This window comes from Mesorhizobium sp. P2_D5 (assembly GCF_056404355.1).
Genome location: NZ_JBFUEE010000003.1, coordinates 468,587 through 483,502, shown reverse-complemented (window position 1 = coordinate 483,502; position 14,916 = coordinate 468,587). Strand labels below are relative to the sequence as shown.

The window sequence follows — 14,916 nt, the reverse complement described above, 5'->3', positions numbered from 1 at the left end:
AGGACCGGTTCAAAAAGCGGGTGGGCGCTGCCTGGCCGCCGCCAGAGCTCCAGCCCGATGTATTCGGGATGGGGCTCCAACCTATTTTTCGGCCAGGGAGCGGAATGGGGCAAGGGTCGCGGTCAGTTCCCGATGCCCAGCTTCTTGCAGCCTTCCGCGTAGCGATCGACGCAGAGTTCGGCCGCGGTGTTGATCTTCTTGTCGATGATCTCGGCCTTCAGGTTTTCCTGCGTCACCACCGCCGGCGTGAACAGCTGCGAGGGCGTGTCGTAGAGCGTCATCTCGGCCTTCGGCGTCTCGCCCGAAAGCAGCTTGATGGCGACGTTGGCAGCAGCTGCCGCCACGATCTCGCTCGGCTTGGAGATGGTGTTGTACTGGTCGCCGGCGATGATCAGCTGCAAGGCGGCGATCGTCGCGTCGTTGCCGGTCACCGGGGGTACCGGATCGACGCCGGCTGCCTTGAAGGCCGCGATGGCGCCACCACCGGTGCCGTCATTGGCGGCGACGACGCCGAGGATCTTGGGCCCGAAGCGGGTGATCTGGCCGCCGGCCCATTGCTGCGCCTTCGGCGGCGCCCATTCCGGCGTGTCGAATTCGGCCAGGATCTGGTAGCCGCTGTTGTCGAGGCCTTCATGGATGCCCTTCTTGATCAGGCCTGCCGCCGCGTCGGTCGGCGAGCCGTTGATCTGCAAAACGCCGCCGGTGGCCGGATCGACCTTCAGCGCCTTCAGATGCGCGACCAGCGAGTCGGCGATAGCCTTGCCGATGCCTTCATTGTTGAACGAGACATAGAAGTCGGCCGGTGCGGTCGGGATCGGCCGGTCATAGGCGATGACCTTGATGCCCTGGCTCTGCGCCAGCTTGACCAGCGAAGCGGCGGCGGTCGAGTCCACGGGATCGAGCACGATCGCCTTGGCGCCCTGCGAGATCACCGAGTTGAACTGCTGCTGCTGGCGCGAGGCGTCGGCATCGGCGTTCTGGTAGAGCACCTTGCAGCCCGGGCACAGCTTCTTCATCTCGGCGGCGAAGCCGGGATAGTCGTGCTGTTCATAACGGGTCGAGGCCTGGTCGGGCATCAGGAAGGCGACGGTGGCGTCGGTGACCTCGGCGGCCCTTGCGATCGCGGCGGTGCCGGCCAACAGCGACAGCGCAATTGCTCCCATGCCGGCGGACTTCAATGAAGATGAAAATCGGGTCATTCGGTCTTCTCCGTTTCTGGATATGGTTGTAAGAAGGTCGTTGACTGCTTTGTTGTGAAGACACGCCTCCGCCCTCGCCCCAACTGCAATTGGGAACCAGGGCCCGGCACCGGCCTCTTGGCCGCGCCGACATCCTCCGCTGACGAAGGATTTCTAGGACAAGCGCTCTCCATCGCGGACCGCGTTATGCGGGCCACGTTGTCAGGCGAAAAATGTGGTTCCTCCCTTGGTTCCTCCCTGGCTCCTCCGTTAAGCGGCTTTTCCCGCGTTGATGTTGTCGGCCAGCAGGCGCCTGAAACGCGAGGGCGGCATGCCCTTCTCCGCCAGGAACTGCCGGTTGAAATTGGACAGATTGTTGAAGCCGACCTCGTAGCAGATGTCGGTGATCGAGGCCTGCTCGTCGCTCATCAGGATCTGGCAGGCGAGGTTGATGCGCAGCCGCTTGACATATTGCACCAGCGACATGCCGGTGTGGCGGCGAAACGAGCGTGAGAAGGCGCCGGTCGACTGGCCGGCAATGGCCGCCAGATCCGTCTCGTCGAACAACTGCGTCAGGTTTTCACGGATATATGCCAACGCCTTGTTCATGCCGGCGGTCATATAGCCCGAGGGATCGGGCCGGTAGCTGGCGCTGGCGAGCAGCTGGAACTCCTGGGCCCGGCTGAGCAGGCCCGATATCATCATGAACAGCTCGATGCGGCGCACGCCTTGCGCCTGCATCATCTCTTCCATCAGCGGCGCCAGCTCCTTGCTGGTGCGGCTGGAAAACAGCACGCCGCGCCGCGACGCCTCGAGCAGTGGGCCGAGCCCCGCCAGTTCCGGCAGCACATGCATGGCATCACCAATGAAGCTTTCCGAAAACTGGATGATGCGGCCGCGCAGCGGAATGGAGCTGTCCCTCGGGATATCGCTCACCCAATTGTGCGGCAGGTTCGGACCGGTCAGCACCAGATTGCCTGGCTCGAACTCGCCGATGAAGTCGCCGACGAAATAGCGGCCGTTGGTGAAGATCACCTGATGCAGTTCATATTCGGGATGGAAATGCCAACGCACCGTGTGGAAGGGGTAGCCATGCGACCACGCCTTGAAGGACTCACCGCGTCGTATCTGGACAACTTCCAGGTCCGGTTCCATGTCCGTCTCCTCCGGGCCGGCACGGATCGTTGCCGCGTTCGACCCACATTCCCTAAACCGGCCGAATTGGTTTCGGCTCTGCATTTCGAGACCACGCTACCGGCTCATGACAGCAGGCGCCACCACGATTCAGGGCAGTGGATGATACTTTTTTAACCGGGAAAGGGACACGGAAAGGCAATATTCGGGCAGGATGGGATCAGCACCGCTGACCGCAACGCGCCTGGTTCGGGCCGAAGCAACTGCCCCAGTTGAACCTGCGCTCCCGGCCATCCGCCTCGGATCAAGACACGCAAGCTGGGTCAAAGCCACCTCGTGTGCGACCGCCGTAAGCGGAAACCTCCTCAATCCGTCGCCGACATGACGACGAAGTCCTGGCCGGAGCGGCTGTCGGGATGCAGCGGCGCGTCGGTGAGCACCATCACCATGCCCGGATGCATCCTCGCCTGCATGGCGTCGAGGAAGCTCTTTTGCGTGCTGAGCCGCTTGAGCATGTCTTGCTCATTGTTGAAGAACGAACCGGAACTGGCGCTGCGGCTGATGTCGACCCATTGCCAGTCATTGGCGGCGCCCGCCACCTGCAAGGTCAGCACATGGCTGCCAAGCCCGCCGGAGCCGGTGATGGTCAATGGCGCCTGCGCCACGACCACGCCGTTCTCGATCAGCATGATCTCCTTGTCGCCCGACGAGGCGATGATCGAGGTGACCGGGAAATCCTCCGGCTCGACCCAATCGGCGGCGCGCTTGTGGCCGTCCTTGGAAGCGACGACGTTCTGGAACTGCCCGGCCGCGTAGCCACCCAGCACCATTCCGGGATTGGTCAGTTCGGCCGGGTCGCCGCGCGCGCCCGAAATGATGACCGGCGTGCCGATATGGGTGATGCCAAACAGATTGCTGGAAAAGGCGAGCGGCAGCCGCACGCAGCCATGCGAGGCCGGATAGCCCGGCAGATTGCCGGCATGCAGCGCGATGCCCGACCATGTCAGCCGGTTCATGTTCGGCATCGGCGCATCATTGTAGGTGCTCGACTTGTGGTCCTTGTCCTTTTGGAGAATGACGAAGATGCCGGTCGGCGTCTCATGCCCGGGCTTGCCGGACGAACAGGTCGAGACGGCTATGCGCACGCCGTTGCGATAAACATGCACGCGTTGCTGCGGCAAGGAGACGATGATGGCGACCGGCCCCTTCTTCTGGCGTTCCGGATGCCAGGTGAACTCGCCGGGCTTGAGATCCTTGATGTCCTCAAGCGTCTCGGCGGCGAAGCTTCGCGCCGCCGGCAACAACGCCAGCACGCCGGCGCCAAGAACCAAATGCCGTCTGTCGAGCCCCATGCCGCCCCCCTCGTCATGACCAGCCGTCAGTCTAGAGGCTTTCCGGCCCGGATAGAAGCGGTCATGTTTGGGCGGATCGGGTCGCGCCTCGCTCTCACCCGAACCGGGCTTGCGTCCACGCTCCACCAGCTGCATTCGACTCCACCGCCGCCGCGACGAACTTTACGCCGCGCGCGCCGTCGACGACGTCAGGCACTTGCGCCGCCCGGGCCGGATCGACCGCCGCGCCCGAGCGATGCGCGCGAATGATATCGGCGGCGTCGCGGTAGAAATTGGCGAAGGCCTCGATGTAACCTTCAGGATGCGCCGCAGGCATGCGCGACACCCGCCGGCTCTCCTGCGTCGAGCCATGGCCGCCGCGCACCAGCGTGCGGCTTTCCTCGCCGTAGATGGAGAAGCGCAGTTCCTCAGGCCGCGCGCCCGACCATTCCAGCCCGGCTCTGTCGCCATAGATGCGCACGGACAAATCATTGTAGTGGCCGGGCGATGTCTGGCTGGCCAGGATTGTGCCGCGCGCTCCGCCGGCCCAGCGCACCAGCACATGGGCATTGTCGTCGAGCCGGCGCCCCGGCACCGCGGTGAACAGGTCGGCCGAAACCGCCTCGGCCTCACAGCCCGAGATGTAGCTTGCCAGATTGAAGGCATGCACGCCGATATCGGCCAGCACCGCCGACTGCCCAGCGCGCGCCGGGTCGGTGCGCCACTCCGCCTGCTTCTGGCCTTCGGCGTCGATCGGTCTGGTCAGCCAGTCCTGGATGTAGGCGCCGTGCACCGACACGATGCGCCCGAGTTCGCCGGCCACCACCATCTCGCGCGCCTGGCGGACCATGGCGTAGCCGGTGTTGTTGAGGGTGACGACGAAGCGGCGTTTCTTCGACCGCGCCAGCGCCACCAGCGTTTCGGCGTCGGCCAGCGTCGTCGACAGCGGCTTGTCGCAGATCACGTCGATGCCGGCTTCGAGGAAGGCTGTCGCGATTGGTGCGTGCAGATGGTTTGGCGTGACGATGACGACGGCCTCGATGCCGTCCGGCAGCGCGGCTTCGGCCTGCGCCATGACGCGATAGTCGGCATAGCTGCGCTCCGGCGCGATACCGATCTCGGCGGCCGAGGCGGCGGCGTTCTCCGGGTCGGATGACAGCGCGCCGGCGACCAGCACGATCTGGTCGTCAAGCCGCATAGCCAGCCGGTGCACGGCGCCGATGAAAGCATTGCGGCCGCCACCAACCATGCCGACCCGCAAGCGTTGGCGTGTCGAGCCGTCCGATGTTGCATAGACCATGATTTTCAAACTCCTCCGGACAGGCGATTTCTGGGGGGGCAAGCCTAAGACATCGCCAGAGCTTTCGAACACGATTTCCAATTTCCATATTGTAAAACGATCGTGCCGCGCTAGCCTGAAATCATGAGTGGGGCAGGCAAAACATCGGGACGATCCGTTGCCGACGAAGCAGCGACCCGCAAACGCGGACGCTCGCTGGCGGCACTCGGCTACATCCAGCCGCAGACCTATGAGGAGTTGCGCGCGGTTCTGTCGTCCGGCACCGTGCATTTCCCCAAGCGGTTGCGTCAGGTCGCCATCTTCCTGTGGCAACATCCGAGCGACGTCGCGCTCGGCACCATCGCGCAGGTAGCGGCACAGGCCGGCGTGCAGCCCTCGACGCTGGTGCGCTTCGCCCAGATCTTTGGCTATGCCGGCTTTTCCGATTTCCAGGGCCTGTTCAAGGACCATATCAAAGGGTCGTGGCCGGACGGACGCGGCGAGCAGCGGAGCGAACCCAACGCCGATCTGCATTTCCTGCACGGCATGGTCGGCGCCTCGCAGGCCTCGCTTGGCCGCGTCGAGAGCGGTTTCGACATCGAGAGTTTCGAGAAGATGGTGACGCTGCTGGCGGCCGCCGACCTGATCTATGTCATCGGCTCCAAGCGCGCCTTCCCCGTCACCACCTATCTGTCGCTGACGCTCTCGCAGCAGGGCGTGCGCAACGTGCTGGTCGACAATGTCGGCTCCACCGCGCTCGACCAGGTCGGCTGCATCGGCAGGCAGGACGCCGTGCTGGCGGTGTCCTTCAGCCCCTACAATTCGATCACACCCGACCTCGTCGCCGTGGCGCATGAGCGCAACGCCGGCATCGTCACCATCACCGACAGCACCTTCAGCCCGCTGATCCGGCTGTCGGACACCTGGCTGGAGGTGGTCGAATCCGACTTTGCCGGCTTCCGCTCGCTGGCGGCGTCGCTGGCCGTCGGCATGGCGCTGGTCCACGCAGTCGTCGCGCGCCGCGGCCAATGAGGCGCTGCTGGCACAATTGACTGCCGGGAATTGACGTTCCATATTTCGAAAAATAGAAACTTTGTTCCGGGAGGAGGAATGGAGCTTCAGCTCAAAGGCAAGGTGGTGCTGGTCACCGGCGCGACGCAAGGCATTGGCCGAGCGATTGCCGAAACGCTTGCGCGTTCGGGCGCCGGTGGTCTGCTGGTCACCGGTCGCGAGAAGGCGCGCGGCGATGCCGTGGCAGCTGAGCTTTCGCGGCTCGGCACGCCCACTGTCTTCGTCGCCGCCGATCTCTCCGACCCTGAAGCCCCTGCCCTGCTGGCGCAAGCCTGCATCGATCGCTTCGACCGCATCGACGGCCTTGTCAACGCCGCCGGCCTGACCGACCGCGCGTCCTTCCTCGATGCCGACCTCGATGACTGGGCAGCGCTGTTCGCCGTCAATGCGCGCGCACCATTCTTCCTCATGCAGGCGGCGATTGCCGATATGAAGAAGCGCGGCCAGGGCGGCGCCATCGTCAACATCCTGTCGATCAATGCCCATTGCGGCTCGCCGGAGCTCGCGGTGTACTCGGCCACCAAGGGCGCGCTGGCGACGCTGACCAAGAACGCCGCCAACGCCCACCGCTTCGACCGCATCCGCGTCAACGGCATCAATGTCGGCTGGACCGACACACCGGCCGAACGCACCATGCAGGCCGAGACGCTCGGCAACGGTCCGGGCTGGCTCGACGCCGCCAAGGCCTCGCAGCCTTTCGGCCGCCTGTTCTCGACAAGCGATGTGGCGAACCTCGCCGTCTTCCTGCTTTCCGACACGGCCGGACCGATGACCGGCACGCTGGTCGACCAGGAACAGTGGGTGATCGGGGCGAACCGGTGAGCGTCGCCCCCTCCCCCGAGACACTTGGGCCGGCGCTGCTCGCCCGGTTGCCAACCACCGTCCAGAAACCGGCCTATGACCGCGCGGCGCTCGCGCCCGGCATGGCGCACCTCGGCGTCGGCGCCTTCCATCGCTGCCACCAGGCCGAATACACCGACGATCTGCTGGCCAGCCATTTCGACCGCTGGGGCGTCGTCGGCATCAACATCCGGCCACCCCGCCTTGACGACACACTTGGCCGGCAAAGCTGTCTCTACACGCGGTTGATCCGCGAGAACGGCAACGTCGAGGCGCGCGTCATCGGCAGCATCATAGAGGTCGTCGACAGCCAGGCGAGTGCCGCACCCGCGCTCGATGTGCTGTCCTCCTCCGACATCGAACTGGTGACGACGACGGTGACCGAGAAAGGCTATTGCCACATCCCGTCCAGCGGCGAACTCGATCTCGACCATCCCGACATCGTCCACGACCTCGCCAACCCCGGGATGCCACGCAGTGTGCCCGGCCTCCTGGCGCGGGCGCTGGAAGTGCGCCGGGCGACACATGGCCGGCCGCTGACGCTGCTCTCCTGCGACAACATCCCGGCCAATGGCACTATCCTGGCCAATGTCGTGCAGGCTTTTGCCGAACGGCGCGGCAACGGCCTTGCCGACTGGATCTCGGCCAACGCCGCCTTCCCGTCGGCCATGGTCGACCGCATCGCGCCGGCGGTCACGCAAGCCGACCTCGACGGCGTCGAGCAGCGTTTCGGCTACCGAGATGCGGCGGTCGTCGTCGGCGAGCCGTTCCGGCAGTGGGTGATCGAGCAGAAATTCGCCGGCCGCGTGCCGCGCTGGGATCGGGTCGGCGCCAGCTTCGTCGACGATGTCACGCCGTTCGAGCATCTCAAGATGCGGGTGCTCAACGGCGCCCAGACGACGCTCGCCACGCTTGGCGTGCTGGCCGGCCTCGAACACACATTCGATGCGATCGCCGACCCGCTGCTGTTGGCCTTCGTGCAACGCATGCTTGTCGAAGAGACGCTGCCGACGCTGCTGCCTGTGCCCGGCATGGAACCGCTGGCCTATGTCGCGCAGAGCCTCGGCCGGCTGCGCAATATCGCGATCCGCCACCGCAACCACCAGATTGCCACCGACGGTTCGCAAAAGATCGTCCAGCGCCTGCTCAACCCGATCCGCGACCGCCTGAGCCAGGGCCAAAGCATCGCGCTGCTGGCGCTCCCGGTCGCCGGCTGGATGGCCTATCTGATCCAGGCCTCGGCACGGTTCGGCAAACGCTGGCCGGTGTCGGACCCCTATGCCGGCAAGGTCGCCGACATATCGGACGCAACCGGCCGCGATCCACAGGCACTGGTGGCCGGCATCCTTGCCATCGACACGATTTTCGAGCCCGGCCTTGCCGCGAACGATGTGTTCCGCAGGTCCGTCACATCAACGCTCGGCGAGCTGCTGTCGGACGATCCGATGGCCGCCGTCAGGCACAGTCTGGAACAGGGCGAGGCGGTACGGTTGAAGCGGCCCGCACAATCGGCATAGTGGAAGTCGGTCATGAAGCCACGACGAGAGCAATTCCAGGAAAAGTGTGAAACGGCTTTCCGCCCGGAATTGCGGCAAAAACAAAGGGATAGAACGGTTCCTCGTTCCGTGAAACGATGAACTGTTCAGGGGAGGCATGATGAAACTTGGACTACTCACCGCACCTTTCGCGGAGACGCCGCTTGGCGAGGTCGCCGGCTGGGCAAGCTCCGCCGGCTTCGAGGCGCTGGAAATCGCCTGCTGGCCGAAATCGTCGGGCGCCAGCCGCCGCTATGCCGGCACCAGCCACATCGACGCCGCCTCGACTTCCGCCGCGCAGGCCAGGGAGATCGTCGCCTTGCTGGCGGAGAAGAACCTCTCGGTCTCCGGCCTCGGCTACTATCCCAACCCGCTGCACCCCGACGCCGCACACCGCGAGGCTGTCATCGGCCATCTGAAGAAGGTGATCGTGCTGGCCGCCAATATGGGCGTAACTGTCGTCAACACTTTTTGCGGTGGCGATGCCGCCAAGACCGTCGACGTCAACTGGCAGGAGGCGCTCAAGGTCTGGCCCGAAATCGTCGCCCATGCGCGCGGCCATGGCGTCAAGCTCGCCTTCGAGAACTGCCCGATGATCTTCAGCTATGACGAGTGGCCGGGCGGGCACAACATCGCCTATTCGCCGCAGGTCTGGCGCCGCATCCTGGAAGCCTGGGGCGGCGATGTCGGCATGAATTTCGACCCTTCGCACCTGGTCTGGCAGATGATCGACCAGGCCCGCTTCATCCGGGAATTCGGCCCCTACATGCTGCATGCCCACGCCAAGGACCTGATGATTGATCATGATGGACTCTACGAGCGCGGAATCCTCTCGGCTGGCATAGGCTGGCAGGTGCCGCGCATGCCGGGGCTCGGCGATGTCGACTGGAGCGGCCTCTTCTCCGGCCTCTACCGGGCCGGCTATGACGGACCCATCATCATCGAACACGAGGACAGGCGATTTGAAGGCAGCGACGATCAGGTGAAGCGGGGCTTTCTGCTCGCCCGCGACGTGCTGCGTCCGTTCGTGAAATGACGGCGCAAATGCATGTCGCCCAAAGCGCGGAGGAGCGATTTTGGGACAATGACATGCATGGAACAAGCACAAGAACTTAAGGCGCGCCGCGTGAATCTCTTTCTGCGCGACGCGGTTTAACGGCTTGGAACTGAACTGAAAAACAATGTGGAGGAAGTCTGAAATGAAGAAATATCTGACCATGGTCCCGCTACTTGCCGGCGCGGCCTTCCTGGCCTCAGTGGGCGCCTCGTCCGCCGCTGGCAAATACACCATAGGCATCTCCAACACCGTGCAGGGCAATGGCTGGCGCGAGGAGATGGTGTGCGCCATGAAGGCGCAGGCGCTGGCCTCCGGCGAGGTGGCCAAGCTCAACATCGCCCACCGCAACACCGATGCGGCCGGCCAGCTCGAAGACATCCGCAACCTGATCAGCGCCAAGGTCGACGCCATTGTCGTCAACCCGGCCGATCCGGCCGGCATCAAGGCGGGCCTCGAGGAAGCCACCAAGGCCGGCATCGTCGTCGTTGCCGTCGACCAGGCGGTCACCGAACCGTCTGCCTACATCATCTCCAACAACCAGGAGCAGTACGCCTATCTCGGCGCCAAATGGCTGTTCGGACAGATGGGCGGCAAGGGCGAAGTGTTCTACATGCGCGGTGCCGCCGGCGCGTCCGCCGACAGCGACCGCGACAAGGGCTTCAAGAAGGCGCTGGCCGAATTCCCAGACGTGAAGGTCGCACAGGAAGTCTTCACCGGCTGGCAGCAGGACCAGGCCAAGCAGCAGATCCTTTCTTTCCTCTCGACGGGAACGCCGATCAACGGCATCTGGACCTCCGGCATCGACAACGTCATCGTCGACGCGCTGGTCGAGTCGCAGGCGCCGCTGGTGCCGATCGTCGGTGCCGACAATGCCGGCTTCGTCGGCCAGTTGAGCTCGGTGAAGGGTCTCGTCGGCGCCGCAGTCACCAACCCCGGTTCGATCGGCGGCGCTGGCGTGACGCTGGCGCTGCAGATCCTCGACGGCAAGAAGCCGGCACAACAGACCGTGCTTGTCGAGCCGCAGCTGTGGGAGAACGCCACCGACGAAGGCAAGGCCAAGCTGAAGGCCGCCGCCGACCCGTCGCTGAGCCCCGAATGGCCGGTCTCGATCTCGATCCCCGACTGGACCACCTACACCAAGGACCAGATCGTCGCCTGCAAAGGCCCGGGCGAGTAAGTCTGGGCTTTCGCTAACGGCCGTCGGTCGGCGCCGCCCCTCACCTGCCTGCCGGCATCCTCTCCCCGTATAGAGACGGGGAGAGGAACGTCGTCGTCCGGCAGGACAGTGAGGGGCGGCGCTGACATTCGCAGTGATCCGAGCACGCAACCCGAGAACCACCGGATTTGACCAGCAACCCGCTCCTCGACGCCACCGGCGTCGCCAAGAATTACGGCGCCGTTGCCGCGCTGCGCAACGCATCGCTTTCGGTGCTGCCGGGAGAGGTGCACGCGCTGATGGGCGCCAACGGCGCCGGCAAGTCGACGCTGGTGAAGATCCTGACCGGCGCTATTCCTGCCAATGCCGGGCGTATCCTGATCCGTGGCGAGGCCCGCGACATACGCTCGCCCGCCGCCGCCCGCCGCGCCGGCCTTTTACCCGTCTACCAGGAACCGTCGCTGATCCCCGATCTCGACGTGCTGTCCAATCTCAGGCTGACCGGCACGCCGGTCGAGCCGTTCCGCGCCTGGGTGCGCGAACTCGGCATTCCCGATCTCGATATCCGCGACACCGCCCGCGACATTCCGCTGGCCGTGCTGCGCGTGCTCGACCTGGCGCGTGCGCTGGCCGTCGAGCCCGACGTGCTGCTGCTCGACGAGATGACGGCGGCGCTGCCCGCCAACCTCGCCGAAAAGGTCCTGGAAGTCGTGCGCCGCCAGGGTGACAGCGGCCGCGCGGTGATCTTCATCTCGCATCGCTTCGTCGAGATCTCGGCGCTGTGCGACCGCGCCACCGTGCTGCGCGACGGCGAGACCGTCGGCGTCGTCGACATCGTGCCCGGCGTCGAGGAAAAGATCGTCGAGCTGATGCTCGGCACACGCATCGTCAAGACCCATGTCGCCGCCCGCAGCGCCAGCCAGAAGGCCGCAGCCGCCCCTGCCCGCCCGCGGCTGGCGGTGCGCAATCTGCGCGTCGGAACCAAGCTCAACGATGTCTCTTTCGATCTCGCCGATGGCGAGGTCGCCGGCGTCGTCGCGCTTGAGGGCCAGGGCCAGGACGAGCTGTTCGCCGCTCTTGCCGGCTCGATCCGTCCATCGGGCGGCGCAATAGAGGTCGACGGCCAGCCTGCGAAATTCTCCCACCCGATCGACGCCATCAGCGCCGGCCTCGCATATGTGCCAGGCGACCGCGCCGAGGCGCTGGCCATGCAGCGCTCGGTGCGCGAGAACATCGCGCTGCCCTTCAGTGCCGCCTTGCGCAACTGGGGGCCGATCGCCATGCGCCAGGAGCGCGCCAAGGTGGTCAGCGCCATCGAGCGGCTGCAGATCGACACCCGCGCGCAAGGGGAAGTGCAGCGTCTCTCCGGCGGCAACCAGCAGAAGGTGACCATCGCCCGCTGGATCGCCGCCGACACACGGACCCTGCTGTGCTTCGACCCGACGCGCGGCATCGATGTCGGCACCAAGCAGGAGATCTACAAACTGCTGCGCGAGGTCGCCGGCCACGGCAAGTCGGTGCTGTTCTACACCTCCGAACTGGAGGAGGTGCAGCGTGTCTGCGACCGCGTCATCGTGATCTTCGGCGGCCGCGTCGTCGACATCTTCGCGGTCGAGGAGGCCGACGAGCCGGCGCTGATGCGCGCCGCCTACGGCCTGCCGCGCGGCGCCAAGGCCGACATCGGCATTTTGGCAGATCCCCACGCTTCTTCGCCTGAGAGCGCGAGTTCCTCGGATTCAAACACGCCGGGGCCGACGCCATGAGCCATTTCCTGCGCCGCCAGGGCTGGGTCGCCGGCCTGTTCGCCCTCTTCGTCGTCCTGTTCATCATCACAAAACTGATCCAGCCGGCCTATGGCAGCGGCGATTTCGGCTCGCTCGTACGCGCCGTGCTGCCTTACGCCTTCGCGGTCGCCGCCCAGACCGTCGTCGTCATCGCCGGCGGCATCGACCTGTCGGTCGCCGCCATGATGGCGCTGACCAGCGTCACCGCCGCCTCGATGATGTCAGGCGCCAGCGAAGAATATGCGCTGTTCGTGGTGCCGTTCGTGCTCGCCGTGGGGTTCGTGCTCGGCGCCATCAACGGAATGCTGATCGTCGTCACCCGGGTGCCCGACATCGTCGTCACACTGGCCACTTTGTTCGTGCTGCAAGGCGCTGCCCTTTTGGTACTCGATGCGCCGGGCGGTGCGGCGGCCGAATGGCTGAAGGCGCTGATCTCGGGCACGGTGTCGATACCCGGCCTGCCCGACGGCATCGATGCCTGGCTGCCCAAGGCTTTGCTGCTGCTCATCGTCTGCCTCTGCATCATCTGGATACCGCTCAGGCGGTCACGCCTCGGCCTCTCCATCTATGCCATCGGCTCGAGCGAGCTGGCGGCGTTCCGCAGTGGCGTCCCGGTGGCGCGCACCCGCATCATCGCCTATGCGCTGTCGGGCCTGTTTGCCGCTTTTGGCGGGCTGGCGCTGACCATGAGCACCGGCATCGGTGCGCCCATTCCCGGCCCCTATCTGCTCGCCAGCGTCGCGGCGGTGGTTCTCGGCGGCGTCGCACTCGGTGGCGGCAAAGGCGGCCTCCTCGGCCCCATCGTCGCCGTCTTCGTGCTGCGGCTGGTGCGCACCGACCTGACGCTGCTTGCCATCGACCCCAACGTCACCGCCATCATCGAAGGCGCTATCATGGTCGCCGTGGTGATGTTCGGCGCCTTCATCACCATGCGGAGCCGGCAGTCATGAGCGGGCATGAAATGGGGCGTCGTGGAGCACTATCCCCTCCCGTCAACCGAACCAACATCGGGCGAAACCAATCGCGAGCACGAGCGTCATGAGCACAACCGCGATCTCTCCCCAACCTGTCCCCTTCGGCCGCCGCGTAAAGCGCTTTATGGCCGACCGACCGCTGATCCCGCTGATCATCCTGCTCGTCATCCTGGTGGTGATCCTGCAGATCCTGCGCCCCGGCATCGTCAACGAACGCTGGATCGCCAACACCATCAAATTCGCCATTCCCTTGGCGATCCTCGCCGGCTGCCAGACCATGACCATGCTGACCGGCGGCATCGACCTGTCGATTGGCACGGTGGCGACGATGAGCGCCTTCATCATGGCCACGCAAATCGTCAACCAGGACCCGGCGGTGGCCTTCGCGCTGGCGATGATGCCGGCGGTGCTGATCGGACTGGTCAACGGCATAGGCGTCGGCGTCTTCCGCGTCCATCCGCTGATCATGACGCTGGGCACCAGCCTGATCGGCACCGGCTGCCTGCAGGTCTACCAGCGCACGGTGATCGCGTCGGGCGCCAAGATCCCAGACTTCCTCGCCTGGCTCGGCACCGGCCTGACATATGGCGTACCCAACGCCCTGCTGCTGTTCGTGCCGCTGGCCGCACTCATCGTCTTCACCTTGAGCCGCACCGGCTTCGGCCGCCTGCTCTACGCCGTCGGCGACAATGAGCGCGCGACCCGCCTCTCCGGCGTGCGATACTGGCAGGTCATCACGGCGCTCTACGTCATCTCCAGCGTGCTCGCCGGCATCACCGGCCTGCTCTATATCGGCCTGATCAAGGCCCCCTCCCTGTCGCTCGCCGAACCGCTGGTGCTGCCTTCGGTGGCGGCAGCCGTGATCGGCGGCACCTCGATCTTCGGCGGCCGCGGCGGTTACACCGGCACCATCATCGGCGCCCTGATCCTCACCGTGCTGACGACGCTGCTGACCATCCTGCAAATGCCGGAAGGGGCCAGGCGGATCTTGTTCGGGCTGATTGTGCTGTTCGTGACGGCGGCGTATCTAAGGATTGTGGAGGAAAGGTAGGGGTGGGCGCGGAAGCGAATTTCCGCTTCGCGCCGCGTTTCGGCCACAGAGGCAACAGGCAGCCTTGCCGCCGACAACGGTCGCTGTCCCCGGCATTCTCGAACAGCCATTCTCCGTCCCGAAAGAAGACCCTTCCTTCCAGCTTTGGGCCCGCATCGCAAGCCGGTGGTCGCAGTATACAGCTGGATGTGACGCAGTATATGCGAGCCGACATGTCAGCGAGCTGCGATGGATCGAAAGACTCTTGGAAGCTCATTTGCGCTCCAGCAGCTATAGCCGACTTTGTCTCACTCCCTTGGCAAGTAGACTTCATCCAACTGGCGATTGGCTTAGCCGGCTTTGGCCGCCACTACAAAGAAATACAAGAGTGACACCAATCGGAACTCGTGCCTTTGTTGCTGGTCCAAGAGGCGAAAAGGGGACGCTGGGATCGGCTTAAGCTAAGAAGATTCTAGCTTGCAGCCTTGCTAATTTACTGACATATTTATCTGTTTCCGAGTTTTGCACTATGGCAATTGGGGCAAAA

At 64.9% G+C, this 14,916-nt stretch carries 12 protein-coding genes; 8 read left to right on the top strand and 4 right to left on the bottom strand.

Features of this window, described 5'->3' with window-relative positions; genetic code table 11:
* Nucleotides 1-122 precede the first annotated feature (122 nt).
* The 4 genes from AC1DYW_RS15560 to AC1DYW_RS15545 all read right to left on the bottom strand — a co-directional run bounded on the left by AC1DYW_RS15560 (nt 123) and on the right by AC1DYW_RS15545 (nt 4,943).
* Nucleotides 123-1,199, bottom strand: a complete 1,077-nt coding sequence (locus AC1DYW_RS15560) for an ABC transporter substrate-binding protein (RefSeq protein ID WP_477226814.1) — start codon at nt 1,197-1,199, stop codon at nt 123-125.
* 249 nt (nt 1,200-1,448) lie between these two features.
* Nucleotides 1,449-2,333, bottom strand: a complete 885-nt coding sequence (locus AC1DYW_RS15555) for a helix-turn-helix domain-containing protein (RefSeq protein ID WP_477226813.1) — start codon at nt 2,331-2,333, stop codon at nt 1,449-1,451.
* A gap of 344 nt (nt 2,334-2,677) precedes the next feature.
* On the bottom strand, nt 2,678-3,799 hold the full coding sequence (locus AC1DYW_RS15550; RefSeq protein WP_477226812.1) for a L,D-transpeptidase: 1,122 nt from the start codon (nt 3,797-3,799) through the stop codon (nt 2,678-2,680).
* Nucleotides 3,759-4,943 (bottom strand): Gfo/Idh/MocA family protein, encoded by a 1,185-nt coding sequence (locus AC1DYW_RS15545; protein WP_477226811.1) that lies wholly within the window; start codon nt 4,941-4,943, stop codon nt 3,759-3,761. Before AC1DYW_RS15545 ends, AC1DYW_RS15550 begins: the two co-directional genes overlap by 41 nt.
* A gap of 123 nt (nt 4,944-5,066) precedes the next feature.
* Between AC1DYW_RS15545 and AC1DYW_RS15540 the strand changes: the two genes are divergently transcribed.
* The 8 genes from AC1DYW_RS15540 to AC1DYW_RS15505 all read left to right on the top strand — a co-directional run bounded on the left by AC1DYW_RS15540 (nt 5,067) and on the right by AC1DYW_RS15505 (nt 14,390).
* Complete coding sequence (locus tag AC1DYW_RS15540; protein WP_477226810.1) at nt 5,067-5,954, top strand: MurR/RpiR family transcriptional regulator; 888 nt, start codon at nt 5,067-5,069, stop codon at nt 5,952-5,954.
* 78 nt (nt 5,955-6,032) lie between these two features.
* Entirely contained in the window at nt 6,033-6,815 is a 783-nt protein-coding gene (locus AC1DYW_RS15535; RefSeq protein WP_477226809.1) for an SDR family oxidoreductase, read from the top strand.
* Complete coding sequence (locus AC1DYW_RS15530; protein ID WP_477226808.1) at nt 6,812-8,350, top strand: mannitol dehydrogenase family protein; 1,539 nt, start codon at nt 6,812-6,814, stop codon at nt 8,348-8,350. Before AC1DYW_RS15535 ends, AC1DYW_RS15530 begins: the two co-directional genes overlap by 4 nt.
* 139 nt (nt 8,351-8,489) lie before the next feature.
* A complete protein-coding gene (locus AC1DYW_RS15525) occupies nt 8,490-9,404 on the top strand; it encodes a sugar phosphate isomerase/epimerase family protein (protein ID WP_477226807.1) in 915 nt (304 codons plus the stop codon).
* A gap of 163 nt (nt 9,405-9,567) precedes the next feature.
* On the top strand, nt 9,568-10,602 hold the full coding sequence (locus tag AC1DYW_RS15520; RefSeq protein ID WP_095091300.1) for an ABC transporter substrate-binding protein: 1,035 nt from the start codon (nt 9,568-9,570) through the stop codon (nt 10,600-10,602).
* A 167-nt stretch (nt 10,603-10,769) separates the two neighbouring features.
* Nucleotides 10,770-12,344 (top strand): sugar ABC transporter ATP-binding protein, encoded by a 1,575-nt coding sequence (locus AC1DYW_RS15515; RefSeq protein ID WP_477226806.1) that lies wholly within the window; start codon nt 10,770-10,772, stop codon nt 12,342-12,344.
* Nucleotides 12,341-13,315 carry an ABC transporter permease gene (locus AC1DYW_RS15510; RefSeq protein WP_477226805.1) on the top strand — a complete coding sequence of 325 codons (975 nt, stop codon included), beginning with the start codon at nt 12,341-12,343 and terminating at the stop codon, nt 13,313-13,315. Before AC1DYW_RS15515 ends, AC1DYW_RS15510 begins: the two co-directional genes overlap by 4 nt.
* 88 nt (nt 13,316-13,403) lie before the next feature.
* Nucleotides 13,404-14,390, top strand: coding sequence for an ABC transporter permease (locus tag AC1DYW_RS15505; protein WP_477226804.1), 987 nt, complete (start codon nt 13,404-13,406; stop codon nt 14,388-14,390).
* Nucleotides 14,391-14,916: the final 526 nt, after the last annotated feature.

What these genes read in the sequence shown, in the direction of transcription:
- AC1DYW_RS15560 (WP_477226814.1), bottom strand. Translation starts at nt 1,199, where the DNA reads ATGACCCGATTTTCATCTTCATTGAAGTCCGCCGGCATGGGAGCAATT.
- AC1DYW_RS15555 (WP_477226813.1), bottom strand. Translation starts at nt 2,333, where the DNA reads ATGGAACCGGACCTGGAAGTTGTCCAGATACGACGCGGTGAGTCCTTC.
- AC1DYW_RS15550 (WP_477226812.1), bottom strand. Translation starts at nt 3,799, where the DNA reads ATGCAGCTGGTGGAGCGTGGACGCAAGCCCGGTTCGGGTGAGAGCGAG.
- AC1DYW_RS15545 (WP_477226811.1), bottom strand. Translation starts at nt 4,943, where the DNA reads ATGGTCTATGCAACATCGGACGGCTCGACACGCCAACGCTTGCGGGTC.
- AC1DYW_RS15540 (WP_477226810.1), top strand. Translation starts at nt 5,067, where the DNA reads ATGAGTGGGGCAGGCAAAACATCGGGACGATCCGTTGCCGACGAAGCA.
- AC1DYW_RS15535 (WP_477226809.1), top strand. Translation starts at nt 6,033, where the DNA reads ATGGAGCTTCAGCTCAAAGGCAAGGTGGTGCTGGTCACCGGCGCGACG.
- AC1DYW_RS15525 (WP_477226807.1), top strand. Translation starts at nt 8,490, where the DNA reads ATGAAACTTGGACTACTCACCGCACCTTTCGCGGAGACGCCGCTTGGC.
- AC1DYW_RS15520 (WP_095091300.1), top strand. Translation starts at nt 9,568, where the DNA reads ATGAAGAAATATCTGACCATGGTCCCGCTACTTGCCGGCGCGGCCTTC.
- AC1DYW_RS15510 (WP_477226805.1), top strand. Translation starts at nt 12,341, where the DNA reads ATGAGCCATTTCCTGCGCCGCCAGGGCTGGGTCGCCGGCCTGTTCGCC.
- AC1DYW_RS15505 (WP_477226804.1), top strand. Translation starts at nt 13,404, where the DNA reads ATGAGCACAACCGCGATCTCTCCCCAACCTGTCCCCTTCGGCCGCCGC.